Source organism: Exiguobacterium sp. TDN 0502 (genome assembly GCF_050846835.1).
GTDB lineage: Bacteria > Bacillota > Bacilli > Exiguobacteriales > Exiguobacteriaceae > Exiguobacterium_A.
The window spans coordinates 26,307-48,808 of the sequence record NZ_JBOZGJ010000017.1 but is presented as its reverse complement, the minus strand read 5'-3'; the positions used below and the strand labels follow the sequence as shown (position 1 = coordinate 48,808).

Sequence of the window (22,502 nt, the reverse complement as noted above, 5' to 3'; positions counted from 1 at the left end):
TGAGTCCGCCAAGCACTTGAGAATCCCACCCTCACCAACGGTGTGGGCTTGCGGCTTTAGCCGTGGGAGTGTCAATCTACTGAACGATCAGTAAAGGTAAGGGTTCTTCATGGTTTAACAATCTCAAGCGGTCAAAAATGCTTGCTTTGCATCTTATGCAGTAATTGATCAAACGTTTCGTGGTCTTTCGATGTAAAGGCACGGAAATAGCGGTCGTCGATTTCTTCGATCTCGGGCGCTGATGTTTGAATCAGCGCTGCACCATCTTCCGTCAAGAGAATCCGTTTTTCCCGGTTGATCCGTTTCCGGATGACGAGGTGCTCGGCAAGTAATTTCTTGACGGTTTGCGAAATAGCACCACTCGACAGTTCAAGCGTTCGTTCCAGTGATTTCTGCGTCGCACTTTCTTGATGATACAGTGTCATCAATAAATCAAATTGAGACTTCGAGAGTCCTTTCGGTTTCAGTACATCGTTGACTTCTTTCGAATAACGTCCGTGAATCCGCTGAATGGCGTTCCAGTGCTGCATCGAAGATTCGAATGTGAAGGTCATAGGTGTTCCTCCTCTTTCGTCATGCGGGGTTGAGCTTATCGAAGAAACGGATTAATTCTTCCTGTTGTCGAGCCGTCAGAGCGGCAAATTGTTCATGTTGAAAACGTTCGTAGGCGGGCATCACTTATTGAAGAATCGCAGTTCCTTTTTCCGTCAACAGAAGATAGTTCGTCTTCCACTTCCGCTGACGTGTGATCAGCTGCCGGTCGAACAGTCGTTTGATTCCGTGTGAAATCGTTCCGTCGGTCACTTGGATCCGTTCGGCGATCTCCTTCTGGCTCGTGCATGATGTGGTGTGTAAACAGCGTAACACTTCTAGATTCGTATGGGAAAGATCCCACTGTTTCAAGAAAGCATTGACGCGTTTGATTTGTTGATTGTGATAGGTTGAAATTGTATTCCAGCATGTCATGGGATATGTCTCTGTAGTTGTTGTCATTCGGAACCTCTTAAATGTAGAATGTAATGCTGATAAACTACTTTTACCATACCATATGAAAAATATGTATTGCTACTAGTTTAAAGGAAAACCATCACTTCCCATCATTGACATGAACCTCATATAAAAAAGACCTGATCAAGACAGGTCTTTTAGGAAGTAACCGTATTCGTTAAAGTCAGGTACGAATCCTTCAATTGGAAGCCATATTTCGTAAAACAACTTTGTGAGACGCGTCCTTGTAAGGTGATCGTCGCGTAATCACCACGAATAGCATAGTGGGTATATTTTTTTTCGATATCCTGAATGAGTGCTTCTAGCATCAGACCACGTTCGCCAAGACCTTCTTCGCGGACGTTGATTTCAAGCAAACTAAACGTGCCGAATTCAAGGGTCGACGTCCGTTCCGTCCGTTCATGAAGCACGGTTAGGAATGATCGTTTAGAGATAAGGGACCGATTATTGGGCTGCTCGAGAATCGTGACATAATAACTGAGTGCCGGAGGACGCAAATTACGTGTGACTTCAACGACTTGACGCTGATTGTTATACGCAAGCCCAACGATCTGCTCTTGCGGATGACTTGGAACGGTCAGTCCTTCTTGCTCACAAACGGTGTGCCACTCGGCTTCTGGAATCCAGACAGCCTCTTCGGTTTTCGCTAAAGTTTTAAAGAACTTCACGTTAAACGGATGACCTCCTATGATAAAGTAACTAAATCCATCATGCCCGAACCAGTGACGAAAAACGAGTTACAATCCGACGACAACTGTCTTTCTTTGCTATAAGTATACCTAAAACTGTCAATTTAAAACAGACTGTATTTCAAGAGATCTGCCCACTATACTGAATCTACTTAAGAGATCGGGAGGCGCATAGTATGAAGACAGTCGAAGGCCCGTTTTTTCATGGAACGAGAGCTACGCTTCACATCGGAGACGTATTGACACCAGTACATGCATCAAATTTTCGGGACCAACCGCTCCGGCATGTGTATTTCACAGCGACCCTCGATGCAGCAAAATGGGGAGCGGAGCTCGCACAATCAGATGCTGCAGAACATATTTATCTCGTTGAGCCACTCGGATCGTATGAGGATGATCCGAATCTAACGAACAAACGATTCCCTGGTAATCCGACCCGGTCCTATCGCTCGACTGAACCGGTAAAAATCGTCGCCGAGCTCGGAACGTGGGAACGGCATACGGACGAAGAGATTGAGACGATGAAAGCATCACTTCAGCAGTTACGAGCAGAAGGGAAGGATACGATCATCGATTGATGCATTGGTTTGACGTATGCTGTTCTTTGAAACTTGTTATTTCAATTCAGTCAAAAAATGATGGACTTTTTTAACATGAACTACTCGCTTACATGAGAAGGATCAAGTGGTACAATATGTAAAAAGGGGGTCGTTCGAATGTCTCGCTTCAAACAAGAGAAGAAACAACCACTCGATCATCTCCGTGACGGTGTCGATCAAGGTCTCGGTAGTGCCGTACCCCGAGGACAAATCGACGGGATGCGCGGACTGGAGATGCTTGCGGTGCTCGTCGTGCTCGGTGGCGGGTACCTGTTTTATCAATGGTTCATGTAATGAAAGAAGCATCATCCTTTCGAGGACGATGCTTCTTTTTGTTCGATTTCACTGACGATCTCATCAAGTGTGACGTGAGCCAGTACCTTCTCAAGCGCGGATTGCGCGAGCTCGAAGATCGGTGTGATCGTCGATTGGACATTTCGTCCGACCGGACAATCGGGATTTGGTGCGGCATGGACGCCGAACAGTTCCTTATCCGGTACGACAGCGACCGCGTGATAGACGTCAAGAAGCGTGATACTAGATAGCGGTCGGGCGAGTCGTGCTCCGGCAACACCTGGACGGACCGCGATCAAATCAGCTTTTTTTAGCATGCTCATGATTTTGCGGATGACGACCGGATTCGTATTGACGCTGCCGGCAATCAAGTCCGATGTCATCTTTTCGTCGGTCGCAATCAACGAAAGAATATGGATGCCGACCGAAAAACGTGTACTGATGGCCAACGGATGACCCTCCTTTGTATAAACATTGTTCTCTCATTATACGTTGAATCTTTCATTTGGCAAGAAACAGGGAATGAGAAGCATGAGGATTGACAAATTAAATATTTGTAACTATATTGGTTACATGTAATCGAAATAGTTACATATCAAAAGGAGGAATCATGATGAAGACCGGAATCATCGGCGCAACAGGAAAAGCAGGGCAATTGATTGTACAAGAAGCAATCACACGTGGACATGACGTCACGGCAATCGTCCGGAACGCGGCAAAAGTGACAGCAGACGTGACGATTCTTGAGCGGGATGTTTTAGCACTGACGAAAGACGATCTAAATGGATTTGACGCAATCGTCAATGCGTTTAATGCAGCACCGGGTGAGGAAACGAAACATATCGAAGTCGGGCGTCATTTGATCGATTTACTAGCTGGAAGTAAAACGAGACTATTCGTCGTCGGGGGTGCCGGAAGCCTGTTCGTTAACGAGAGTCACTCGACACGCGTCATGGAAACACCAGATTTCCCGGAAGCCTACTATCCGACAGCCTCGAACATGGGGAAAAACTTGATTGAATTGCAAGGGGAACAGGACGTAACATGGACCTATCTCAGTCCCGCTGGATTCTTTGATCCAAGCGGTCAACGCACAGGAACGTATACAGTCGGCGGCGAGCAGATGATTCTGAACGCGAAAGGCGAAAGTTATATCAGCTATGCAGATTACGCGATTGCTGTAGTGGATGAGCTTGAAAACGGACAGCATCTCAACGAACGGTTCTCGGTCGTTGGCGAACAAGGATGATGGTGTCAGACCGACTTTTAGAGTCGGTCTTTTTTGATAGGAGGAGTACGGAATACAGCGGAGGACGGATGGCGAAGCATTGTGATTTGCTTAAAATTGAGAATAGAAACGATAAAAGGAGTTCAAATCATGCTGCGACGCTATGTTAGTATCATCAGTCTGTTAGCGGTCTTGATCGTCTGTACGACGTCTACGCAACCTTCCCGGTTCGAGCGGTCGGAACCCGTCGAGACGATTGAGGATCATTACGCAGGACAGATCAATTGGCCGAGTGACACCAATCCGTTGCTGGAGCTTCATGCCAAACCGTGATGTACATATTACGACTCAAAAGGGGTTGACTCAAAAAAGAATGACTCGTCTTTTCACGCCCTTTCCTCAGGCGAGACACAAGCCAGTTTTCCTGCTTCGTTCAAGCAGGAAAGCGGGTCTTGTTTGTCTCTGACAGCGCAAAAATGCGCTTTTTCCTGTAGGAGTGGCGTGTAATGAGTCATTCTTTTTTACGAGATAAGGGTGGCAGATCATCATTCTGCCACCCTTATCTGTGTAGAAACTGACTTTTGAGTCAGCCCCTTTTTGGTGACGTTAAATGACCGTCATTGCACTCAAGAAGACGAAGAGGAACGTGATGCCACTGGTCAAAATCAAAAAAGGGAGGACAATCAGGAATTCGAGGTGCGGACGAACGCCGTGGTAGAAGATAAAGAATAGGGTCAAACAGGCGGTCGTGATCGTCAACGCAAGTGAGGCAATCAATTGATGAAGCGGTGCGACGAATGGAATGAGAGACGATCCTGTGACCGTATCGAAGGCTAAACCGAAGGACATGAAAATCAGTAAGTACAGAAGTGATTTTTGACGAAACATAGGGCATGTCTCCTTTTACTGAACGATAGATTCAGTATAGTGCCTAACGCGTCTTTCTTATCTAACAAAACTGTAAGGAAATGGCTGATATTAAACAGTTGAATCTTTCTTGTATAGCAATGTCAAACGGGTCATCAAAAAGTACAGGAAAGCGGCGCTACTCGCGATCGCTTGAAAATAAAGCGGTTGAAACAGACCATTGAATACGAGTACAAAATGCCACCGAGTAATAAGGCGATGCCTTGATTCAAAAGGAAATGTGAGATCCAAGATAATGGACGTGAGCGAAATCGGAAGTAACGAATTGCATCGGTCAGAATACCACCGACCGTAATGACGATCGCAAACGACAGTAACGTCTCAAAGACACCCGGATAATAGCCGACGTCCGGATCGGGCATGAGGCGTGGTGACGATGGAAGATGTTGATACAGCATCAGAAATATCCAATTACTCATCACAAGTCGAAATGACAGACGAATCATGGTACTCCTCCTTTCCAGTCTTCATGACGATGAACAGACGAGAAATCAGTACATAGGTCAATGCGGCACACACGTTACCGAAAAATAAGGCTACCGGAAGCGAAGTAAAGAAGTAAGAACTGCCAGCCAGGATACAAACGATGCCGATATGGATGTACAGCTGAGATGTCCATGGCAGGGACCGTTTCGAAAACAGAAAAGAACAGATGACTTCAGCCAGTCCGATCCCACTAACGAAAAGTAGCAGCAATGCATCCGCGTGATTATGCATCATCTGTTCCGTTCGAGATATGGTCGGGACAAAACTGACTATCGATCCTGAAAGAATGGAGAACAGCAAGTAACTGAGGACAATCCGGAAAAACCAGCCGGACAAATGCTGATTTGACGCCGGATATGTCCGCGCCATTTCGGAAACAAGGAGACAGATCAGCGCCACACCACAAGTGAAGAGGACGAAACTGCTCGAAAAAGAATGATTCAAGACAAGCGGAATCAAAACAAGACTCAACAACAGGGCGACCGCCTGATTGACGATGAGACGCGTCGTGAAATGAAGTGCTACCGTTCGAGTGAGGTAGAGCAGACTATCAGATAACAATGATCCGGTGAGAATGACGGGAAACGCGTAAACGAATCCGATCAGACAGGCAGTCACGAAAGAAAGATCGTCTTCACCTAAAAGCAGGAGAGTGATTCGAGTAAACGATGCATACAAGAAGGCAATCAAAACGCTCGAAAGAAATACGCGCGACACTAGCTGCATATAAAATGGACCCACTTTCCATATTTTAGTACTTTTAGTATACGACAGAGGAAGAGGGTTGCGTGATTTTTTTATCGACTATGTAATCTGATGGGAAAAGGATTACACAAAGGAAATGAGAGGAACACTATACCATCGACTTGTCATGTTAAAAGGAAAGGACATTATCATGCGGGACCGTAGACTGTTCTTGATCGGAATTGGTTGTGCGATATGTTATGTCTTACCCATGATCCTGCTCGGTCAGGATAGCCATGTTCGTATCCATGACAATCTGGATTCGAATGTCGCTTGGTATAACTGGTTAGTTGAGACGAAGAGTGTTCACGCCGGGCTCGGGGCGACGGTTCCCGGATTGATGAACGGCGTCGTCTCTCGTAATGCATTCGTCAGTTCGTTTTCAGGCATCATCTGGTTGTATGAATGGTTTTCTCCGTTTACGGCGTATGTCATCAGTCAGCTCATTACGCGACTGGTTGCTTTTATCGGGATGTATCTCTTACTGCGTGATTACGGGCGTAATCGATTGCCGCTGTCTATCGTCGTCTGGTGCGCGGTCTTGTTTGCCTGGACCCCGTTCTGGCCGTCCGGAATGCTCAGTACGCTCGGGATGCCGCTTTTGCTGTGGGCGTATTGGAACTTGTGGCTTTATCAAAAGCGACGCATCAGTCTATTCGTTTTATTTCTTGTTCCTTTTTACTCCAGTTTTGTCTTAGGAATCTGTTTTTTCTTATGTTTCCTTGCCGTTTATCATGCGATCAAAGAGATACGCGCGCGCTCTTTCCATCGTCTGTTTTGGATGGCGTTCATCGGTCAGACGCTACTCTATCTGCTCATTGAATATCGACTGGTCTACTCACTGTTATGGGATAGTGAACCAACGAGCCGCAATGATTTTGAAGAAGGACAAAACGGACTGTTGGCGACGGTAAGACTGGTGCTGAAGCATCTTGTATTCGGACACACGCATGACCGGGCCGCTCAAGCACCGATTCTGTTGTTGACGCTCGCTCTAGTCGTCATCTGGTCCTGGCGTCAGACTGGTCAACTCCCGCGACGGATCCGTCGCTTGACGTATCTGTTGATCGGATTGTCGATTTGGTACGCTTGTTGGTTTTACACAGGATGGAACCCGCTCAAGGATCACATCAGTTTATTACGGACGTTCAACTTCTCGCGCTTTCATTTTTTACAGCCGATGATTTGGTATGGTTTATTCTTTTTATCTCTAGAATGGCTCTGGCTTCATGCGAAGCGGCGGTGGATCAAACGCTTGTTGATCGCACAAACAATCGTTCTTTTACTTTGGCATCCAGAAAACGTCTATCGAAACGAACCAAGCTATCGCGCCTTTTATGCGACCCGTCAGTTTGACGCGATCAAACGTGAGATTGATCGTCCGACGTCGACGTATCGTGTGGCTTCGCTCGGTCTCCATCCGGCGATTGCCCAGTACAATGGGCTGCAGACGATCGACGGATACGTCAATTTTTATCCACTTCGCTATAAGCGGCAGTTCCGGCGGATCATCGAAGGGGAATTAAATAAAAGTCCGGTATTACGCCGCTATTATGATACATGGGGGAACCGTGTCTATGTCTTCTCGGCAGCACTCGGAAAAAATGACATGGTGACGTCCGAGCATCCGAAAACGATCAATGATCTTCGCTTGAATACACGCCAAATGCGACAAATGGGAGCAACGTATCTGATTTCTGCGGTGACGATCAAGGAGGCACGGCAAAAGGGCTTCGTCCTCATCCGAACATTTCAAGACCCTCAATCAGCATGGACGCTTCGGTTATATCGGATTCGCTAAGAGGAGGAAAAAGCGATGCAAACGAACGCAGGACCGACAGTTGCTTTCATCATTCCGTGTTACAACGAAACGGACGTGTTGCCGCTCACGATTACGACGTTGCAGTCGTTGCTCATGCAGTGGAAGGAGGAACGGCTGATTGCGCCTAACTCGTTCGTCCTGTTCGTCGATGACGGAAGCAAGGACGCGACGTGGGCGTGTATCGTTGCGACCCATGACCAAGACGAGCAGTTCCATGGGCTGAAGCTTGCCCACAATGTCGGACATCAGCAGGCATTATTTGGCGGGTTGAAGGAAAGCCGCACGCAAGCCGAGTGTTTCATTTCGCTCGATGCCGATCTACAGGACGATTTAGGAATTGTCCCTGCTTTTTTGGAACATTTTCATACCGGACATGACATCGTGTATGGCGTTCGAACGGATCGTTCATCCGACAGCTGGTTCAAACGGACGACGGCGGAAGGCTTTTATCGCGTCATGACGTTACTTGGTGTTGAGACGATTCCGAATCACGCCGATTACCGCTTGATGAGCCGGCGCGCCGTCGAGACGCTCAGTGATTTTCCAGAACGGAATCTGTTCTTGCGCGGAATCGTTCCGACACTCGGATTTAAGACGACGACAGTCTCATATCAACGGCAACGACGCCAAGCGGGGGAATCGAAATATCCATTGCGAAAAATGTTACAGCTCGCATGGGACGGCATCACTTCGTTTAGCGTCCGACCGATCAAGCTGCTCTTCCTGGTCTCCTTGTTGATGCTGATCGTGTCGACCGGATTCGTCGGGTATGCCTTTTATCGTGAAATGGTCGGGGAGACGATCAATGGGTGGACTTCCTTGATGATGTCCATCTGGTTCATCGGCGGTCTGCAATTGTTCGGGATCGGACTGATCGGGGAATACATCGGCAAGATTTATCAGGAAGTCAAGCGTCGCCCCCGTTATGTCGTCGAGGAAAAACGACAATGATGGCGACGTTCGGGCGTTTTCTGCTTGTCGGTATCATGAATACGATCGTTGGACTCGCCATCACGTTGTTCCTGTTTCATATCGTCCATACCGGTTACTGGGCAGCAACGGCAATCGGAAACGGTTGCGGTGTCTTCGTCAGTTATCAGTTGAACCGTCGTTTTACGTTTCGACAGGCGGCGGGCGGCTTCCGCTACTGTCTTCGTTTTCTCCTCGTCGTCCTGCTGAGTTACCTGATCGCATATCGCCTGAGCCTAGCCATCGTTCATCGTCTGTTTCCGACTCTTTCCGAGACGATTGCCATCTTGATCGGAATGGTCCTTTATACAGGGTTGAACTTTATCGGACAATCGATTTGGGTATTTGACGAAAAATCAAAACAGACGCCCGGTCCACGTTAAGTGATCAGGCGTCTGTTGAAGTTAGAAGACTTTGTACCAGTAAAGTGTCCAATCAATGTGTGGATTTGCGAATTGTTTTAATGTATCGACCCCACCGAGCTTGAATCCGTGACGCGCATAAAACCGGCAGGCGATCACATTATCGTGCTGGGCTTCTAGTGATAGACCGACCAACTGCTTGTCCTTCGCCCATTGCGCGGCAGCTTCGAGAAGCTGTTGACCGATGCCATGCTGGCGATAGTCACTCCGGACAGCGATGTTTTCGATGTATGCAAACCGGTTCCAGTCCCGGTGCAGGCGAATCTGTCCGACGCACGCCTCATCGAGAAAGGCGAGCAGGACAATCCGGTCCGCGCTATGGATGTACGTCGCCCAGTCGAGGTGGTCATCTGGAAACCGGATTGACTGCGGATGGTCGTAGAGCTGTTCTTCATACGACCATTCTCCATTGATGAATTGAGGCAACACGTATCCGATGACCGGAAAGGCATCGTTTGTCTCATTGACGACGGCAACGGTCGCCGAATCGAGCGGACGGATGCTGATAGTGATGTGATCTGACATATAGTCCTCCGTTTTCTAGGTCGGGCTATTAGCGTGTGTAGACCATTTGACCACCGAGGTGACCGGCGTACGCGAGAAGACCGCTGCCGATTAAGGCGACGATCAGGCTAACTACCAACCAGGTCTTTCCTTTTGAACGATAGCTCAGTAACAGGAACACTAATGAAATACCGAACGTGATCAAGCTGTATAAAGCAAAGTTCTCGTGCTGATGGATATCGGCTCGCTCCAAGTTCCATTTATCGATTCCGAACTCTTCGGCGCCGTCTCCCGTGATGTAGGCGACGATTCCGGATAATAATCCAACGACGAGCGTGATCAAAGCAAATAATTTAAGGCGGGTCCACTGGAGCGAACCAAGAAGTAGCAACGTCGCGAACAATAACAAGCCAATCGGGGCATGTACGACAAGCGGGTGAAGCGGGATACCGTTGAGCATAAAAGAACCTCCTTTGATGAGTTAGGTGCATTTTACCAAATCGTAGAAGCGGACAAGTGGCGATTTTGAAAAGTAGGGGCATGCATCACTTTTTATGGTGGAGTGCACGTCGAAGACCCCAGATGAGAATCACCGTAACAAAGATGACCCATGTCGCGTGACGCATGACGAGATGAGCGACCATTGACCAGCGTTCACCGAGCAAAACCCCGCTCCACATGAACAATAAGGACCAAAGCAAAAAAGAGCCACTGGTCAACCAAACAAAAGTCGCGAACCGTATCCGTAAGAATCCGGCGAGAACAGCGAACAATGTCTTCCAAAGCGGGGAGAGTAACAGGTAATAGCTGCCATGCTGGTGGAAGCGATGTTCGAACTGCGTCAATCGATCCGTGAATTTCGGGAACATCCTCGCCAACCGTAACCGGACGGGAGGTCCACCCCAGTATGCGATCGTATACAATACACTCTGGGAGGCAACGAATGCCAGGTTTGCGATGAGGAGCATCGGCAGGAAGGCGACGATCTGCATCGAAACGAGGTATCCGGCATACGCTAAAATCAACTCAGTCGGGATGAAATGGGCGAACAAGGCGAGAATGATGCCAAGATAACGGTACTGTTCCATCAACTGTTGCCAATGCATGAGGATAGACCTCCTTTCATCGTTCTTTTTCCGTTTCAGCAGAAAATGAATCTTGCTGAAGGTTGAAGCAGAGGGGAAAAGGGAATTTTCGATTGATACCGAATAGGTTACGGAAGGCGTCGAGGAAAGAAAAAAGAGAAACAGCAGTAGAGGACGTGACAACATGAACATGGACACGGTGAATCATTATCTTGACGCCTATGGATACAGCGTCATTTTCATCTTCTTATTTTTCGGAATCGTGGGAATTCCGGCACCGGAGGAGTCGTTACTCGTTTTGATCGGCATTTTAAGCGGACAGGATGAGGAACGGCTGGTGTATTCCATCCTTACGGCATATGCGGGTACGCTTGTCGGCATGCTGACGGCATATGCGGCAGGTCGTTTCTTTCGCCCCGCCGTATACCGATACGGGCGATTCATCGGTTTGACTCGAGAACGGTGGGACCGGCTGTCGAGCGGATACATGGGGCGAATCAACCGTGCCCTTTTAGTCGGATTCTATATCCCGGGTATCCGGCAGATCAATCCGTATTTCGCCGGAATGAAACAAGTCCCGTTTTGGCATTATCTGATGATTTCCGTTGTGGGTTCAGCACTATGGGTTGTCCCCTTTGTCCTGCTCGGTCATTTTGCCGGAAAGTCACTTCACATCAATCCGGAAGTCGTTCCGTATTTCGGATTTGGCCTACTCGTCCTGTTCCTCATTGGGGTCTTCGTTAAATGGCTGAAACGGAAACGACTTGAAAAACGCGTCGTTTCAGGAAAAAAACAAGTGGGAAAAGAAGAGTGAACGATACTTCTTTTAAGAGAAGAACTTAGGGGGCAGTCTGAAGGAGTGGACAAGATGCAAAAGATCGTGATTTTCCCGTTTTTACGGATGCGCTCGGGACATCATCTCGTCGCAGAAGCGATTGCGGAGCGCATTCAAGGACCAGGAATCGAAATCAAGGAAGTGGAGTTGCTCAGCACCATCAGTCCGTTCGCGGAATGGGTGACGTCGAAATTTTATTTAAACTGGATCCGGCATTTCTCAAGCGGATACAGCCGTTTTTATCATCGGCATATTGCCGGACGTTCCAGCAATACCCGGTCGACAGGATGGACGTCGCATTATTTTCAACAACAGATGCTACGCATCATCCGGGAAGAACAACCCGATGTCATCATCTGTACGCATGCGTTTCCTTCCTATCTCTTGAATCAACTGAAGGAACGCGGGTCATGTGACGTCCCCGTCATCAATGCCTATACCGATCTGTTCGTCAGTCGTGTTTGGGGAAAAACGCAAATCGAGTATCATCTCCTACCGAATCAAGAGGCAAAACGGGAGTTGTACGAGCATCATGATGTGCCGGAAGCGCGATTGTTCGTGACGGGAATCCCCGTTCATCCGGCGATTTCGGGTGGTTCGATCTTCCGCTCGAGTCAATCACGGAAGCAAATTCTTGTTGCCGGCGGTAATGGCGGACTGGGACAACTCGAGACGTTGCTTGCACAGATCGAACGATGTACGGCAGCGGATTTTTACGTCTTGTGTGGCAATAATCGCTCGTTGTTCAAGCGGTTGTCCTCACAGCAACTCCCTCACATCCATCCGCTCGCCTATATTGATTCGCGGGTCGAAATGAATCAATTGTATGAACAGATGGATGCGATCGTCACGAAGCCGGGTGGCGTGACGGTCAGTGAAGCATTCGAAAAGCGCGTACCGCTCTTCATCCAGCATGTCCTGCCGGGACAAGAGGAGATCAATCGGAACTACCTGTTAGAGAAAGGGCTTGCGTTCTCGTTCGATCAAACGGATGCACTCGTAGACGTCATCCGTCGCACACTAGAGAATCCGGATGTCATGCACGCCTGGCAACAGGCGGTCACGCAGTATCAAAGCGAGCGAGTCGTAGCCGATCAGCCGTTTTTTGCGGAGCGGCTTGCCGGATGCCTCGAGGGTGATCAACAAAAAGTAAACGGATAAAGGAGCGTTATGCAGATGCGGTCACGGTTAGTCACAGCAGGAGTTCTCGCTACACTTGCCTATACGGTCGTTCCGTATATGGCGTCACGTGTCTTTGGATGGCGTGTCACAAAGTCACTCAATTCACAATATGTCGCTTTGACGTTCGATGATGGTCCAGATCCGGTGTATACAGGAGAATTACTGGACCTCTTACAGCAAGAAGAAATTCAGGCGACGTTTTTCGTCGTCGGTCATAAAGCGGAGGCGCATCCGGACATCATTCGCCGGATGCAGGAAGAGGGGCATCAAGTCGGCATCCACAACTACGTTCATCGACCGAACTGGTCGATGCGACCAGCGACGGTCCGCAACGGGATTGAACGAACCGCGACGGTCATCGAGCGGATCACCGGTGAACGGCCGACAGTCTACCGCCCGCCATGGGGCGCACTCAATGCCGGTGATATCCTATGTCCTTCCCCGTACAAGATGGTTCTCTGGTCGAAGATGGCGGAGGACTGGAAATTAGACGGGGGGAAAGCGAAAATCAAGCGACTGCTTGCTGATGTGTCAGCCGGCGATATCATCCTGCTGCATGATAACGGGGAGACGTTCGGAGCAGATTTGCAAGCACCGGTACAGACGATTGCCGCGCTTCGGGAGCTGATACCGGAGTGGAAAGCACGCGGCTTACAGTTCCGGCGAATCGATCAAACGTAAGAGGAGGACCTACCGGTTTCAAGGTAGGTCCTCCTCTTACGTTGGTCATGCTTCGCGTGAGCTCTCGTGATCATCTTCTTGGCTATGGTGCTGAATCAAACGTCGCACGACGAACGAGCGTAAGAATAGAATGAAGGTGATGATCGGAAGAAGTAACCACCAAGATTGCGTTAAAAACAGTTCGTCGAACGTCGTAATCATGACGAAATGACGACCGACATACAACCACATGAAAAAGGAACTGACGAATAGGATCGTTTCTGACGTCGTCATGAACTCAAAATCGGCTTTCATTGCTTCACTCCTTATGGATGGTATGGAATTTTTTGCGGTATACCTTACTGAACAATCAAATATCTCTAAATCTTGCTACTTTTTACGAACGGACCGGTTCACGGTCATGTGTCGTCATCGCTGCCTCGGCATTATCTTCATACAGAATGACACGGTTTCGACCTTGTTCCTTTGCAGCATATAGCGCTTCATCCGCTAAAATATTCATGCGCTGGACGGCGACATGCTTCCCGTGCGCGATGCCGATCGATGCCGTGATTGAGATCGCTTGGTATCCGTCGAGCTGAAAGCGGGTACTGGCAATTCGTTCCCGAATCCGGTTGGCGACCTTCGTCACTTTCGACGGCGTCAAATCATAGACGAGGACCATGAACTCCTCCCCGCCAATCCGAGCCGTGATATCGTGCGGACGCGTCTCTTCCTGCAGAATTCGTGCGAACTGTTGCAAGACGAGATCACCGTTCGCATGTCCGTATGTATCGTTGACATGCTTGAAGTGATCGATATCGAGCGCGAGCACATTATAGCAACGTCCTTCTGTCTCTAACATCGCCGTCCGCTCATCCCAGACCCGCCGATTGTAGAGTCCCGTCAAGTGATCGAGTTCCGCCGATTGTTTATAGCGCTGGACCTGCTGATTGAGCGTTTGGAAATCAAGTGTCAACAGGCTGGATAAAACTCCGACGGCAAGACCGATCGACCAGGTGGAGGCGAGCAAGAGAAGTGCTGCGTCACTAAATCCAAGATTGATCGAAACCGCAATCGTGATCATGAACAGTGCCCAGACGTTCATGACGATGTTTTGAAGAAACAGCCGATGGACCAACCGTTTATGGATGAAGTACATCCCTGTGCTAATGCCGAGAACGGCAATAAAAGCGACGACGGCTTGCGGCGTCCAGCCGAAATAAAAGCGGGAGCAACCGATGATCAGTGTCGCGATGATGAGAGGGGAGCGGACACCGTAAAAAGCGAGCAGGACGAGCGGCAGATGACGTAAATCCATCCGCAACGACTCATTGACGGCAATGCCTTTAAACATCAAGAGCACTCCGAGCAGTCCTGTCGCAAGACCGACGATGAGTGATTTTAAACTGCTTGAGACGAGACGTTGACTATAGATGATTTTAGCGATCAAATAAAAGCCGGTGAAGGCAATACAAGCATTCAATAACAACTCGGCAATGAACATCGGTTCCACATCCTTGAGTGTGATAGTGATACTTTCACGATAGCAGTTTGGCAAGGGATGTCAACGCGAGAATCTCAAAATTTTAAAGATTCAGGTAAAGACTTGCTCAAATGAAATCATTTGGTAAAATAAGAGAGCTTTAGAGGGAGGGATGAAGTTGGAAGCAACACGGTTGACGATTCAAGCGAAAAAATATGACGGACGTCCACATTACTCTTGGGAAGGAATCGTCCTCGAGCAGACAGAGACGTTCCTTATCGTCGCAAATACGCCAGGACGGACGTTACACCATCATCAACGGGAAGCAATCTATACATACGATAACTACAGTCTTGAATTTTATCCGCTTGACGCGGATTTCACGGTCGGACTCGATGTAGAGCTTACTGGCGAGGCGACCTATTACTGTAACATTTGTCTCCCGCCGGTGCTGCAAGGAGGAATCGTGTCGTTCATCGATCTTGATCTCGATCTCGTCTATCGAAATGGAGCATGGACGGTCGTCGATGAGGACGAATTTTTAGAAAACCAACAGTTGTATCAGTATCCCGTCGAACTGATCGAACGAACCCGTACGTCGCTGCTCGATCTACAACAACGCATCGCAGAGCAACAGTTTCCGTTTGATGGCTTTCTGGATGCGTTCATCCCGACCGTCCTGCAGATGAATAGAGGGAGGAATGCATAATGAAAACGATCCGTTGCCACCGGGCATTCGGTGTTTATGGCTTGTTGATGAAAGATGATGCCTTGCTCGTCATCGACAAGAATGGGGGACCGTATATCAACCGCTATGATTTACCCGGAGGGAGTCTCGAAGAAGGGGAGACACTGGCCGATGCGATGCGTCGCGAGTTCAATGAAGAGACCGGGCTCGAGATCATGATCGAGCGGCAAGTCGGTGTCGCTGATTTCAAGTTGCCGTGGGAGTGGCGGGAATACGACGAGGTGCATCATATCGCCGTCTTTTACCTCGTAAAAAAGACAGGCGGTGCAATCGGGATACCGGAACAATTTGCCGGTCAAGATTCGCTCGGTGCACGCTGGGTCAAGGCAGATGAAGTTTCAATCGATAACGCATCACCGCTCGTGCTCGAAGCATTTCGCTGGATAAAAGAACAACAGCTCGATCTTGAGGCACGGCAATTTACGAACTGGCACGTCTTAAAATGAATCGAAGCGCTCTTCGCATGCGGAGAGCGCTTTTTTTCACGTTCGATTCGCTAATGCAGCATCGAGTCGTCGTCTTTGATGCTGATGACGGGCGAGATGGTACGAGATGAGAGCATACCACTCAGCTGCGTTCAACCAACCCATTCCACCGTGTTGCGTTTTTTGATCAGATGGTGTCGACTGAGCGATTGGTGCAAGCGTAGCGTGACGATCGATTAGCTGTCGCCAGCGCGTCCGTAATCGTTCGACTTGATCGGTCTCGTCAGGTGGTGCATTCATCGCATCCGGTAATCGGATCGGAGTCGCTGGAAACGCACCGGCAGCAAATAATTTATCCCCGAACGGAGACTTCCCGGACTCTGTTACCGGTGCATGCTGGCACGCCTCGACCTCATCTAAATACTCATGACTGACGACGATCAAGTGATCGTACATCTGGCTGATCGACCATATGTCGTGATCGATGTGATGAATTAAGTCGTCCGGTTGATAGTGATCAAGCTCGTGCAAATAAAACGCGAATAGATCGTTCATCATGCCCCTCCTCAAAAACTAGTCCTTATTCTTTTCGAACAAACAGTCACTTCTTCCTGTCATATTACCTAGAAAGGAGGAATCACCATGCAAGACCCATATCTTCCGGTTCCCCATACGCTCTTACGGAGCGGGACGGCATTTGCATCCGTCCATGAAAAGATGATTTACCTGATCCTTGAAAGTTTCAGCGGTCAGGACGGTCAAGCGTTTCCGTCCTATCAGACGATTGCCGATGCTGTCCCGTGCAGCAAATCGACGGTCAAGTCGTGTATCCAGTCTTTGATTGCGAGTGGACGAATTGAAAAAGTCGAACGGTTCACGAAACACGGAGGACAGACATCAAATGCCTACCGTGTCTTGCCTCGTGTCGACAGTACACCCCCGGTAAGTCAGGATGCGACTGCCCCTGAGGTGTCAGCTGACCCCGAAGAAGAAGTCTTGAAGAAACCGTCTTTAAAAATGGAACTGGTGCAGCAGTACGAGACGAATCTCGGTAAGGCGACGCCACGGATCGAACAAGAACTCCTACAACTTGCGTCGGAGCATCCGATTGAGCGGATTCAGTACGCAATCGAAGAGGCAGCTCGCGCGAACAGTCGTCATTTCGGGTACATCGAACAAATTGTCAAGCGTCTCGCGACCGGATTACCAGCTGAACGGCCGAAACGCATAACCAAACGTTCAAGAAGAGATAATTCATTATTTCAATTACCAAATTGGATGGAACAAGAAAAAGTAGCACAACGCGCTTACGAGGCGAAACAACAAGAGCAGCAAATCATTCCTGATGATGCTGAGATCGCTGAATTGTTACAAGCATTGACAAGGGAGGGAGCCTGATGCAACTAGAAGAGTTACTCCGACGTGCCAATCAAAAACTAACCGTTCCCGGCATGCATCCGACTGTCGTCCGAATCGCGCGTGACGTGATTCGAGAGCTTTATCCGCAAGGGATCAAGCTCGGGATAGCGCAAAGCTTTCGGAGCATTGCGGAACAAAATGCATTATATGCGAAAGGGCGGACGACATCAGGACCAATCGTCACGCAAGCGCGAGGTGGTCAATCGAACCATAACTTTGGTATCGCAATCGACGTCTTCCTTTACGAAAACGGCGCATTGTTCCTTTCTCCGCCAGATGCGCGACTCCGGCGGATCGTTGCGGCGATGAAGCGGCGCGGAATGAACTGGGGAGGTGATTGGTCTCGTTTTCCGGACTATCCACACTTCGAACTGTATGATCATGTTAGTCTTGCGCGGCATCATGTGCCAAAACCAGGACATTATCTCCGCGAACGGATCCAAGCACCGGAACTCGTTCGGACAATTGAAAAACGATTAGGTCTAGCGGTAACCGGAGTGTTTGATGCCCGATTGACAAATGCTGTTCGAGCGTTTCAACAGACATGTCGGCTTGCGGTAGACGGGATCGTTGGTCCGCAAACATGGCGGCGTCTCTTTCCGGTGTCGCCATGATCCGTGTTCAGGCGTGGATTCGTCTGTTGATCCCGCTCTATGTTTTTCTTGAATTACTCTTACCGACACTCGGTTTTACAGCATTACCGGTGTCGTCAAGTGACGTCGAGCGGTTCGTGACCGGTCTGATTGGACTAGTCGGTCTGCTCATTGCTTGGTGGAAGAACAATGACGTGACAGAACGGGCACTAAGACGAAGACAAGCACAGGAACAGATGGAAAACACATCCATAACCGATTGAGTGGGCTGGGAGCGTTTGGAATGTGTCGGCAACGGGCATTATTTCATACAAACGACTAACAGTTTGATTTCAAGACACCGATAGAAGGGATAGACTTTAGTTAATTAGAAAGAGAAAGAAAGGTCGGTCTTTTTGTGAAATGGTCAACGTTGCAGCGCTATTTGTTTTTGGCACTCTGTGCGCTTTTATTTACAAGCGTTTGGAGCTATCAAGCTTTCCTAAAAATCGAACGAGAGAATGCACGCATCTTAAACGAAGCGATTCCAATCTCGACGGAAGCAGCAGAGTTGTTTCCGGCGTTACTAAATCTTGAACTAGTCGTTCGCAGTTACATCCTCTCGCCGAACGAGGCGGATTTAGCCCAGTATGATCGGACGATTGATCGGCTTGATCAAACGGTCAAGCGACTCAATCAACTCGATGAGAATCATCCAATCATGCGAAAACTCGTCCGGACGGAAGCGATTCCACGAATTGAGACAGCAACCCGGTTTTATGATGCACAACTGGCACTCGTTCGAAGCGGGGATCAAGCAGCCGCTAAGGCAAAGCGCTATCAAGGGATGCAGTTCATCGAGACGTTTCGCCCGATCGATGCCCGTCTACGGACGGACGTCAACCGAATCATTGCTGAAGCAACGAATCGTTCCGAACAAGCATCAAGTGCTGCGAAGTGGGTCATCGTCGTTGTCGCGAGCATTGCCGTTCTTGTCTTGATCGCTTTCATCCAGACGTTTCGGATGGAACGCAGTAAACGAGCCTTGATTCATCGTTCGCTTCACGACGCCTTGACCGGCATCCCGAATCGACGGGCGTTCGATGAACGATTGGAACATCTCCTCGAAGAAGCCAAACAACAGCAGACACTACTTTCCCTGATATTGATCGATGTCGATGCCTTTAAGTCCTATAATGATACGTATGGTCATTTAAAAGGGGATGAATGTTTGAAGGAAGTCGCCCGCGTCTTGAAGCGTCAGGCACGTCATGGGCAAGTCGCACGGTACGGCGGAGAGGAATTCACGGTCCTGTTGTCGCATGGAGCAGAAGAGGCGCGTCAGATTGCGGAGCGGATTCGTCAGGACATTCTCGACTTGAACATCGCACACGAACGATATGAGCCGCTTTGTCGGGTCAGTGTCAGTCTTGGCTTGACGTCGCTTATACCGGAAGTGGAGACGACGGAAAAAGAGGTGATCGATCAAGCCGACCAAGCGTTGTATCGGGCGAAAGAGAATGGTCGGAACCAAATCGGTGACATGGCAGGCTGAAAATATGAATTCGACAAAAATCCCACGCGTGAGATGCGATGCTCACGTGTGGGATTTTTTCATTGTAAGATGACGCAATACGAACGATCAGAAATGAGAGGCGCCGATATGACATAGACCGTCTTGACAGGTTCACCACCGACACGCGCATCGAGTTGTGTGAGCTGGGAACGAATCTTACGGCTTAAGCCATACCGTGTTTCGGTACTGAGCTCATCGACATCTTCTTGTACGTGTAAGAGAAGTTGGAACGGTTCAAGCGAAAAGATGGAAAAATCGCAGGAAATCCGGGGATCCTCGAATTTTTCATTCAATTCCTTCTTAATGTAATAGGCTTCTTGCGCACTGATCATCTTCTCTCACCTCACTCTCCTGGTTGAACGACTTTTTCTCTACTATAGTCTATATTACCCAGTTTTCTGGCAACTAATCGTCTGATTTTGAAAAATAGTCAACCCAAACTTTAAAAACACTTGAAATCTTCTTTCAAGATGTCATCCTACTCGACAGCAAAAGAAAAACCACCGAGCTTCAATGAGCAGGGCGGCAGAATTCAAGAGATCGATGATCGGACTTGGCATTTTCGAAGGTACTGCTCCATCGCTTGAACGAAGAAGGTCAATTGATGTGTCGAGATGACAGGCAGCTTCCCATATCGCACTTCAAAGTAGATCGGATCAACAGGAGACGGGAAAGCAATTCGGTCGAACCATTCCGTTACGGTTTCAGATGTCCGACGTTGTAAGGAGAGCGGGAGTTGCTCGTTAAAGTAAGCGAGTTGTTTTCGTATCGAGTCTGCAGGCAGGTCTTTTGTCTCATAGATGAAAATCGGAAAACGTGGTGTAAGGACATAACCCGAGGCATCGATACGAGGACGACGAATCCACTGGAGATAGTGCCATAAAAACCAGCTACAAAACAGGAGAACGAGACCTAAGATGAGAAGATAAGGAGGTGCAACCACCGATGAATCAAAACCGGTTCGCAACCAGGGCGTAACCGGGTCTTCCGTTGCGGTCGTCGTAATGGTCGTTTCGCCATAAGACGTTCCTTCCTCCGTCGTATCGACAATCGTTTCTTTTGGACCACACCGGTATCCACACGTCGTATTCGTTGCGGGATCAAGTTGACCAAGCAGTGAAGAATAGAGTGACGGAACGAAGTGTTGCACGGTAAGTAGTAGTAGACAGATGAGTGGAATAAGGAACAATAGGCGAGCGCGAAACGTTTGCACGATAGGGACACCTCCTTTGACGAATACGTTTAACAGACTTTCGCTACACAGTATAGCAAAAGTGGAGAGGGAATATTTTGATTTTTTCAAAAAATAGTCATTGTTTCAGAAGGGAATGAAATAAATGGATTTACGGACGAGTTATCAAGGAACAACAAAACGACTCGATGGTCATGGAAACCGAACGGTCGGTATTTTGCAAGAAGCCTTACAAACGATTGACGCTGATCAACCGAGTGATATCTATGGAAACGGTGAATTGATCAAGACGTTTGAACGCAAGATGGCAGACTTGCTCGGACACGAGGATGCGGTCTTTTTCCCAAGCGGGACGATGGCGCAGCAAATTGCACTGCGCATTTGGTCAGATGAACAGGATAATCGTCATGTTGCGTATCATCCACTCTGTCATCTTGAGATTCACGAACAGGATGGTTTGAAGGAATTGCACGGAATTGAACCAGTACTAGTCGGTGAAGCCGATCGTTTGATGACCTTTGACGACGTCAAAGCCTTGCCGGAAGTCAGTTGTTTGCTGCTAGAGTTGCCGCAACGTGAAATTGGTGGATTGCTCCCGTCGCGTGAGGAACTCGAAGTCATCTGCGCATATGCACGCGAAAAAGGAATCCGTCTACACTTGGACGGTGCCCGGTTACTTGAGGTCTTACCTTACTATGAGGCGTCAGCGAAAGAGATCGCGCAGTTGTTTGACAGTGTCTATATCTCTTTTTATAAAGGCCTTGGCGGTGTCGCAGGAGCAATACTAGCTGGATCAGAAACGTTTTGCCAAAAGGCACGGATTTGGAAACGTCGGTATGGTGGAGACTTGATCAGCTTGTATCCGTACATTTTGTCGGCCGATCATTATTTTGAACAGCGAAAAGACCACATGGCAACGTACCATGCGGTCGCCAAACAACTGGCGCGGCGATTGAACGCGATTCCTGGCATCTCGACTCGTCCGCTTGAACCCGTCTCGAATATGTTTCATCTTGACTTCAACGGGACGAAACGGGATGTCGAAGAACAGTTAGTCCAGATCCACCAATCGACCGGCATCGGGATTGCCGGTTATCTAGTAGAAAAGGGGTCGGTCTGTGCGACGGAAATCAACGTCGGAGACAGTGCCCTCAGCATTTCGGACGAAGAACTCGAAACCATGTTTCGTCAATTGACCAAGGTATTTGCAGAGGGTTGAAGAGAGTCAGGAGCGGGAATCGTAGGATGGAGGCGACGATAGGTGTCGACTTTTTCTGCAATCATTCGTTCCGTTTCTTGTAAGGCAGCGAGTTGCGCTACGACGTTCGCATGGTGTGCTTCAAGTAACGCGAGGCGTTCCCGCGTCGTATCCTGTTCGCCGTGGGCAAGGAACAGCGACACATACGAACGGATATGCCCGATCGGCATATGTGTTTCGCGTAAGCGGAGGACGAAGCGAAGCCACGTCACGTCTTGGTCGTCGTATCGTCGTTGACCATTTTGACGTTTCGGAAACAGCAGTCCTTCCTTCTCGTAATAACGGATGGTATGGGCACTCGTGTCAGTCAGGCGACTGATTTCAGAAATCGTATACATGAATCTCACCTTTCTGCTTGACTTAGAGTTCACT

Annotated in this window: 33 protein-coding genes; 17 read left to right on the top strand and 16 right to left on the bottom strand. The window is 48.8% G+C overall.

What is annotated here, in order from left to right; genetic code table 11:
• Nucleotides 1-131 precede the first annotated feature (131 nt).
• The 3 genes from ACRPK8_RS14375 to ACRPK8_RS14365 all read right to left on the bottom strand — a co-directional run bounded on the left by ACRPK8_RS14375 (nt 132) and on the right by ACRPK8_RS14365 (nt 1,676).
• Nucleotides 132-554 carry a MarR family winged helix-turn-helix transcriptional regulator gene (locus ACRPK8_RS14375; protein ID WP_432238773.1) on the bottom strand — a complete coding sequence of 141 codons (423 nt, stop codon included), beginning with the start codon at nt 552-554 and terminating at the stop codon, nt 132-134.
• A 124-nt stretch (nt 555-678) separates the two neighbouring features.
• Complete coding sequence (locus tag ACRPK8_RS14370; RefSeq protein ID WP_432238772.1) at nt 679-993, bottom strand: MarR family winged helix-turn-helix transcriptional regulator; 315 nt, start codon at nt 991-993, stop codon at nt 679-681.
• A 152-nt stretch (nt 994-1,145) separates the two neighbouring features.
• The gene (locus ACRPK8_RS14365; protein ID WP_432238771.1) at nt 1,146-1,676 is read right to left on the bottom strand and encodes a hypothetical protein; all 531 of its coding nucleotides are present in this window, start codon (nt 1,674-1,676) and stop codon (nt 1,146-1,148) included.
• A gap of 197 nt (nt 1,677-1,873) precedes the next feature.
• Between ACRPK8_RS14365 and arr the strand changes: the two genes are divergently transcribed.
• Together arr and ACRPK8_RS14355 are read left to right on the top strand one after the other, a co-directional pair.
• Nucleotides 1,874-2,275, top strand: coding sequence for an NAD(+)--rifampin ADP-ribosyltransferase (gene arr / locus ACRPK8_RS14360; RefSeq protein WP_432238770.1), 402 nt, complete (start codon nt 1,874-1,876; stop codon nt 2,273-2,275).
• A 138-nt stretch (nt 2,276-2,413) separates the two neighbouring features.
• Nucleotides 2,414-2,590, top strand: coding sequence for a hypothetical protein (locus tag ACRPK8_RS14355; RefSeq protein WP_432238769.1), 177 nt, complete (start codon nt 2,414-2,416; stop codon nt 2,588-2,590).
• 11 nt (nt 2,591-2,601) lie between these two features.
• Here ACRPK8_RS14355 and ACRPK8_RS14350 read toward each other — a convergent pair whose 3' ends face one another.
• The gene (locus ACRPK8_RS14350; RefSeq protein WP_432238768.1) at nt 2,602-3,039 is read right to left on the bottom strand and encodes an Rrf2 family transcriptional regulator; all 438 of its coding nucleotides are present in this window, start codon (nt 3,037-3,039) and stop codon (nt 2,602-2,604) included.
• 164 nt (nt 3,040-3,203) lie between these two features.
• On the opposite strand from ACRPK8_RS14350, the gene ACRPK8_RS14345 reads away from it, so the two are divergent.
• Nucleotides 3,204-3,839, top strand: coding sequence for an NAD(P)-dependent oxidoreductase (locus ACRPK8_RS14345; RefSeq protein ID WP_432238767.1), 636 nt, complete (start codon nt 3,204-3,206; stop codon nt 3,837-3,839).
• A gap of 129 nt (nt 3,840-3,968) precedes the next feature.
• Nucleotides 3,969-4,151 carry a hypothetical protein gene (locus ACRPK8_RS14340; RefSeq protein ID WP_432238766.1) on the top strand — a complete coding sequence of 61 codons (183 nt, stop codon included), beginning with the start codon at nt 3,969-3,971 and terminating at the stop codon, nt 4,149-4,151.
• Nucleotides 4,152-4,424: 273 nt separating this feature from the next.
• Here ACRPK8_RS14340 and ACRPK8_RS14335 read toward each other — a convergent pair whose 3' ends face one another.
• From ACRPK8_RS14335 to ACRPK8_RS14325, 3 genes are all read right to left on the bottom strand, one after another.
• Nucleotides 4,425-4,706, bottom strand: coding sequence for a hypothetical protein (locus tag ACRPK8_RS14335; protein ID WP_432238765.1), 282 nt, complete (start codon nt 4,704-4,706; stop codon nt 4,425-4,427).
• Between the two features lie 134 nt (nt 4,707-4,840).
• Nucleotides 4,841-5,164: a hypothetical protein gene (locus ACRPK8_RS14330; protein WP_432238764.1), complete on the bottom strand. Its 324-nt coding sequence runs from the start codon at nt 5,162-5,164 to the stop codon at nt 4,841-4,843.
• Nucleotides 5,157-5,948 (bottom strand): hypothetical protein, encoded by a 792-nt coding sequence (locus ACRPK8_RS14325; RefSeq protein ID WP_432238763.1) that lies wholly within the window; start codon nt 5,946-5,948, stop codon nt 5,157-5,159. The genes ACRPK8_RS14330 and ACRPK8_RS14325 overlap by 8 nt, the downstream gene beginning before the upstream one ends.
• A 154-nt stretch (nt 5,949-6,102) precedes the next feature.
• Here ACRPK8_RS14325 and ACRPK8_RS14320 point away from each other — a divergent pair, with 154 nt between their 5' ends.
• Genes ACRPK8_RS14320 through ACRPK8_RS14310 form a run of 3 tightly spaced genes read left to right on the top strand, consistent with a single transcriptional unit; the run spans nt 6,103 to nt 9,149 of the window.
• Nucleotides 6,103-7,776, top strand: coding sequence for a DUF6044 family protein (locus ACRPK8_RS14320; protein ID WP_432238762.1), 1,674 nt, complete (start codon nt 6,103-6,105; stop codon nt 7,774-7,776).
• A 15-nt stretch (nt 7,777-7,791) separates the two neighbouring features.
• The gene (locus tag ACRPK8_RS14315; RefSeq protein WP_432238761.1) at nt 7,792-8,748 is read left to right on the top strand and encodes a glycosyltransferase family 2 protein; all 957 of its coding nucleotides are present in this window, start codon (nt 7,792-7,794) and stop codon (nt 8,746-8,748) included.
• Complete coding sequence (locus ACRPK8_RS14310) at nt 8,745-9,149, top strand: GtrA family protein (RefSeq protein WP_432238760.1); 405 nt, start codon at nt 8,745-8,747, stop codon at nt 9,147-9,149. The genes ACRPK8_RS14315 and ACRPK8_RS14310 overlap by 4 nt, the downstream gene beginning before the upstream one ends.
• A gap of 21 nt (nt 9,150-9,170) precedes the next feature.
• On the opposite strand, the gene ACRPK8_RS14305 is transcribed toward ACRPK8_RS14310, so the two are convergent.
• From ACRPK8_RS14305 to ACRPK8_RS14295, 3 genes are all read right to left on the bottom strand, one after another.
• On the bottom strand, nt 9,171-9,713 hold the full coding sequence (locus ACRPK8_RS14305) for a GNAT family N-acetyltransferase (protein ID WP_432238759.1): 543 nt from the start codon (nt 9,711-9,713) through the stop codon (nt 9,171-9,173).
• Between the two features lie 28 nt (nt 9,714-9,741).
• Entirely contained in the window at nt 9,742-10,152 is a 411-nt protein-coding gene (locus tag ACRPK8_RS14300; RefSeq protein WP_432238758.1) for a DUF2231 domain-containing protein, read from the bottom strand.
• Nucleotides 10,153-10,237: 85 nt separating this feature from the next.
• On the bottom strand, nt 10,238-10,798 hold the full coding sequence (locus ACRPK8_RS14295; RefSeq protein ID WP_432238757.1) for a DedA family protein: 561 nt from the start codon (nt 10,796-10,798) through the stop codon (nt 10,238-10,240).
• A gap of 163 nt (nt 10,799-10,961) precedes the next feature.
• Here ACRPK8_RS14295 and ACRPK8_RS14290 point away from each other — a divergent pair, with 163 nt between their 5' ends.
• Genes ACRPK8_RS14290 through ACRPK8_RS14280 form a run of 3 tightly spaced genes read left to right on the top strand, consistent with a single transcriptional unit; the run spans nt 10,962 to nt 13,475 of the window.
• Nucleotides 10,962-11,591: a DedA family protein gene (locus ACRPK8_RS14290; protein WP_432238756.1), complete on the top strand. Its 630-nt coding sequence runs from the start codon at nt 10,962-10,964 to the stop codon at nt 11,589-11,591.
• Nucleotides 11,592-11,645: 54 nt separating this feature from the next.
• The gene (locus ACRPK8_RS14285; RefSeq protein WP_432238755.1) at nt 11,646-12,773 is read left to right on the top strand and encodes an MGDG synthase family glycosyltransferase; all 1,128 of its coding nucleotides are present in this window, start codon (nt 11,646-11,648) and stop codon (nt 12,771-12,773) included.
• Nucleotides 12,774-12,788: 15 nt separating this feature from the next.
• Nucleotides 12,789-13,475 (top strand): polysaccharide deacetylase family protein, encoded by a 687-nt coding sequence (locus ACRPK8_RS14280; protein WP_432238754.1) that lies wholly within the window; start codon nt 12,789-12,791, stop codon nt 13,473-13,475.
• A gap of 45 nt (nt 13,476-13,520) precedes the next feature.
• Here ACRPK8_RS14280 and ACRPK8_RS14275 read toward each other — a convergent pair whose 3' ends face one another.
• The gene (locus ACRPK8_RS14275; protein WP_432238753.1) at nt 13,521-13,769 is read right to left on the bottom strand and encodes a hypothetical protein; all 249 of its coding nucleotides are present in this window, start codon (nt 13,767-13,769) and stop codon (nt 13,521-13,523) included.
• Between the two features lie 82 nt (nt 13,770-13,851).
• Nucleotides 13,852-14,961, bottom strand: a complete 1,110-nt coding sequence (locus ACRPK8_RS14270; protein WP_432238775.1) for a GGDEF domain-containing protein — start codon at nt 14,959-14,961, stop codon at nt 13,852-13,854.
• 157 nt (nt 14,962-15,118) lie between these two features.
• Between ACRPK8_RS14270 and ACRPK8_RS14265 the strand changes: the two genes are divergently transcribed.
• Together ACRPK8_RS14265 and ACRPK8_RS14260 are read left to right on the top strand one after the other, a co-directional pair.
• Entirely contained in the window at nt 15,119-15,649 is a 531-nt protein-coding gene (locus ACRPK8_RS14265; protein WP_432238752.1) for a DUF402 domain-containing protein, read from the top strand.
• Nucleotides 15,649-16,134 carry an NUDIX hydrolase gene (locus ACRPK8_RS14260; RefSeq protein WP_432238751.1) on the top strand — a complete coding sequence of 162 codons (486 nt, stop codon included), beginning with the start codon at nt 15,649-15,651 and terminating at the stop codon, nt 16,132-16,134. Before ACRPK8_RS14265 ends, ACRPK8_RS14260 begins: the two co-directional genes overlap by 1 nt.
• 36 nt (nt 16,135-16,170) lie before the next feature.
• Here the strand turns inward: ACRPK8_RS14260 and ACRPK8_RS14255 are convergent, their stop codons facing one another.
• Entirely contained in the window at nt 16,171-16,668 is a 498-nt protein-coding gene (locus ACRPK8_RS14255; protein ID WP_432238750.1) for a DinB family protein, read from the bottom strand.
• Between the two features lie 87 nt (nt 16,669-16,755).
• Between ACRPK8_RS14255 and ACRPK8_RS14250 the strand changes: the two genes are divergently transcribed.
• The 4 genes from ACRPK8_RS14250 to ACRPK8_RS14235 all read left to right on the top strand — a co-directional run bounded on the left by ACRPK8_RS14250 (nt 16,756) and on the right by ACRPK8_RS14235 (nt 19,659).
• A complete protein-coding gene (locus ACRPK8_RS14250; protein WP_432238749.1) occupies nt 16,756-17,511 on the top strand; it encodes a helix-turn-helix domain-containing protein in 756 nt (251 codons plus the stop codon).
• Entirely contained in the window at nt 17,511-18,146 is a 636-nt protein-coding gene (locus ACRPK8_RS14245) for a M15 family metallopeptidase (protein ID WP_432238748.1), read from the top strand. Before ACRPK8_RS14250 ends, ACRPK8_RS14245 begins: the two co-directional genes overlap by 1 nt.
• Nucleotides 18,116-18,388, top strand: coding sequence for a phage holin (locus ACRPK8_RS14240; RefSeq protein ID WP_432238747.1), 273 nt, complete (start codon nt 18,116-18,118; stop codon nt 18,386-18,388). Before ACRPK8_RS14245 ends, ACRPK8_RS14240 begins: the two co-directional genes overlap by 31 nt.
• Nucleotides 18,389-18,522: 134 nt before the next feature.
• Complete coding sequence (locus ACRPK8_RS14235; RefSeq protein ID WP_432238746.1) at nt 18,523-19,659, top strand: diguanylate cyclase domain-containing protein; 1,137 nt, start codon at nt 18,523-18,525, stop codon at nt 19,657-19,659.
• Nucleotides 19,660-19,718: 59 nt separating this feature from the next.
• Here ACRPK8_RS14235 and ACRPK8_RS14230 read toward each other — a convergent pair whose 3' ends face one another.
• Both ACRPK8_RS14230 and ACRPK8_RS14225 read right to left on the bottom strand, forming a co-directional pair.
• Nucleotides 19,719-20,012, bottom strand: coding sequence for a hypothetical protein (locus tag ACRPK8_RS14230; RefSeq protein WP_432238745.1), 294 nt, complete (start codon nt 20,010-20,012; stop codon nt 19,719-19,721).
• Nucleotides 20,013-20,212: 200 nt separating this feature from the next.
• Nucleotides 20,213-20,893 (bottom strand): hypothetical protein, encoded by a 681-nt coding sequence (locus tag ACRPK8_RS14225; protein ID WP_432238744.1) that lies wholly within the window; start codon nt 20,891-20,893, stop codon nt 20,213-20,215.
• 124 nt (nt 20,894-21,017) lie between these two features.
• Here ACRPK8_RS14225 and ACRPK8_RS14220 point away from each other — a divergent pair, with 124 nt between their 5' ends.
• Nucleotides 21,018-22,091, top strand: a complete 1,074-nt coding sequence (locus ACRPK8_RS14220; protein WP_432238743.1) for a threonine aldolase family protein — start codon at nt 21,018-21,020, stop codon at nt 22,089-22,091.
• Here the strand turns inward: ACRPK8_RS14220 and ACRPK8_RS14215 are convergent.
• Nucleotides 22,061-22,468, bottom strand: coding sequence for a MerR family transcriptional regulator (locus ACRPK8_RS14215; RefSeq protein WP_432238742.1), 408 nt, complete (start codon nt 22,466-22,468; stop codon nt 22,061-22,063). The genes ACRPK8_RS14220 and ACRPK8_RS14215 overlap by 31 nt on opposite strands.
• Nucleotides 22,469-22,502 lie beyond the last annotated feature (34 nt).

Excerpts from the sequence above, each read along its gene's own strand:
- ACRPK8_RS14375 (WP_432238773.1), bottom strand. The coding sequence starts at position 554 with ATGACCTTCACATTCGAATCTTCGATGCAGCACTGGAACGCCATTCAG.
- ACRPK8_RS14370 (WP_432238772.1), bottom strand. The coding sequence starts at position 993 with ATGACAACAACTACAGAGACATATCCCATGACATGCTGGAATACAATT.
- arr (WP_432238770.1), top strand. The coding sequence starts at position 1,874 with ATGAAGACAGTCGAAGGCCCGTTTTTTCATGGAACGAGAGCTACGCTT.
- ACRPK8_RS14355 (WP_432238769.1), top strand. The coding sequence starts at position 2,414 with ATGTCTCGCTTCAAACAAGAGAAGAAACAACCACTCGATCATCTCCGT.
- ACRPK8_RS14345 (WP_432238767.1), top strand. The coding sequence starts at position 3,204 with ATGAAGACCGGAATCATCGGCGCAACAGGAAAAGCAGGGCAATTGATT.
- ACRPK8_RS14340 (WP_432238766.1), top strand. The coding sequence starts at position 3,969 with ATGCTGCGACGCTATGTTAGTATCATCAGTCTGTTAGCGGTCTTGATC.
- ACRPK8_RS14335 (WP_432238765.1), bottom strand. The coding sequence starts at position 4,706 with ATGTTTCGTCAAAAATCACTTCTGTACTTACTGATTTTCATGTCCTTC.
- ACRPK8_RS14330 (WP_432238764.1), bottom strand. The coding sequence starts at position 5,164 with ATGAGTAATTGGATATTTCTGATGCTGTATCAACATCTTCCATCGTCA.
- ACRPK8_RS14320 (WP_432238762.1), top strand. The coding sequence starts at position 6,103 with ATGTTAAAAGGAAAGGACATTATCATGCGGGACCGTAGACTGTTCTTG.
- ACRPK8_RS14315 (WP_432238761.1), top strand. The coding sequence starts at position 7,792 with ATGCAAACGAACGCAGGACCGACAGTTGCTTTCATCATTCCGTGTTAC.
- ACRPK8_RS14310 (WP_432238760.1), top strand. The coding sequence starts at position 8,745 with ATGATGGCGACGTTCGGGCGTTTTCTGCTTGTCGGTATCATGAATACG.
- ACRPK8_RS14305 (WP_432238759.1), bottom strand. The coding sequence starts at position 9,713 with ATGTCAGATCACATCACTATCAGCATCCGTCCGCTCGATTCGGCGACC.
- ACRPK8_RS14300 (WP_432238758.1), bottom strand. The coding sequence starts at position 10,152 with ATGCTCAACGGTATCCCGCTTCACCCGCTTGTCGTACATGCCCCGATT.
- ACRPK8_RS14295 (WP_432238757.1), bottom strand. The coding sequence starts at position 10,798 with ATGCATTGGCAACAGTTGATGGAACAGTACCGTTATCTTGGCATCATT.
- ACRPK8_RS14290 (WP_432238756.1), top strand. The coding sequence starts at position 10,962 with ATGAACATGGACACGGTGAATCATTATCTTGACGCCTATGGATACAGC.
- ACRPK8_RS14285 (WP_432238755.1), top strand. The coding sequence starts at position 11,646 with ATGCAAAAGATCGTGATTTTCCCGTTTTTACGGATGCGCTCGGGACAT.
- ACRPK8_RS14280 (WP_432238754.1), top strand. The coding sequence starts at position 12,789 with ATGCGGTCACGGTTAGTCACAGCAGGAGTTCTCGCTACACTTGCCTAT.
- ACRPK8_RS14275 (WP_432238753.1), bottom strand. The coding sequence starts at position 13,769 with ATGAAAGCCGATTTTGAGTTCATGACGACGTCAGAAACGATCCTATTC.
- ACRPK8_RS14270 (WP_432238775.1), bottom strand. The coding sequence starts at position 14,961 with ATGTTCATTGCCGAGTTGTTATTGAATGCTTGTATTGCCTTCACCGGC.
- ACRPK8_RS14260 (WP_432238751.1), top strand. The coding sequence starts at position 15,649 with ATGAAAACGATCCGTTGCCACCGGGCATTCGGTGTTTATGGCTTGTTG.
- ACRPK8_RS14255 (WP_432238750.1), bottom strand. The coding sequence starts at position 16,668 with ATGAACGATCTATTCGCGTTTTATTTGCACGAGCTTGATCACTATCAA.
- ACRPK8_RS14250 (WP_432238749.1), top strand. The coding sequence starts at position 16,756 with ATGCAAGACCCATATCTTCCGGTTCCCCATACGCTCTTACGGAGCGGG.
- ACRPK8_RS14245 (WP_432238748.1), top strand. The coding sequence starts at position 17,511 with ATGCAACTAGAAGAGTTACTCCGACGTGCCAATCAAAAACTAACCGTT.
- ACRPK8_RS14240 (WP_432238747.1), top strand. The coding sequence starts at position 18,116 with ATGGCGGCGTCTCTTTCCGGTGTCGCCATGATCCGTGTTCAGGCGTGG.
- ACRPK8_RS14230 (WP_432238745.1), bottom strand. The coding sequence starts at position 20,012 with ATGATCAGTGCGCAAGAAGCCTATTACATTAAGAAGGAATTGAATGAA.
- ACRPK8_RS14220 (WP_432238743.1), top strand. The coding sequence starts at position 21,018 with ATGGATTTACGGACGAGTTATCAAGGAACAACAAAACGACTCGATGGT.
- ACRPK8_RS14215 (WP_432238742.1), bottom strand. The coding sequence starts at position 22,468 with ATGTATACGATTTCTGAAATCAGTCGCCTGACTGACACGAGTGCCCAT.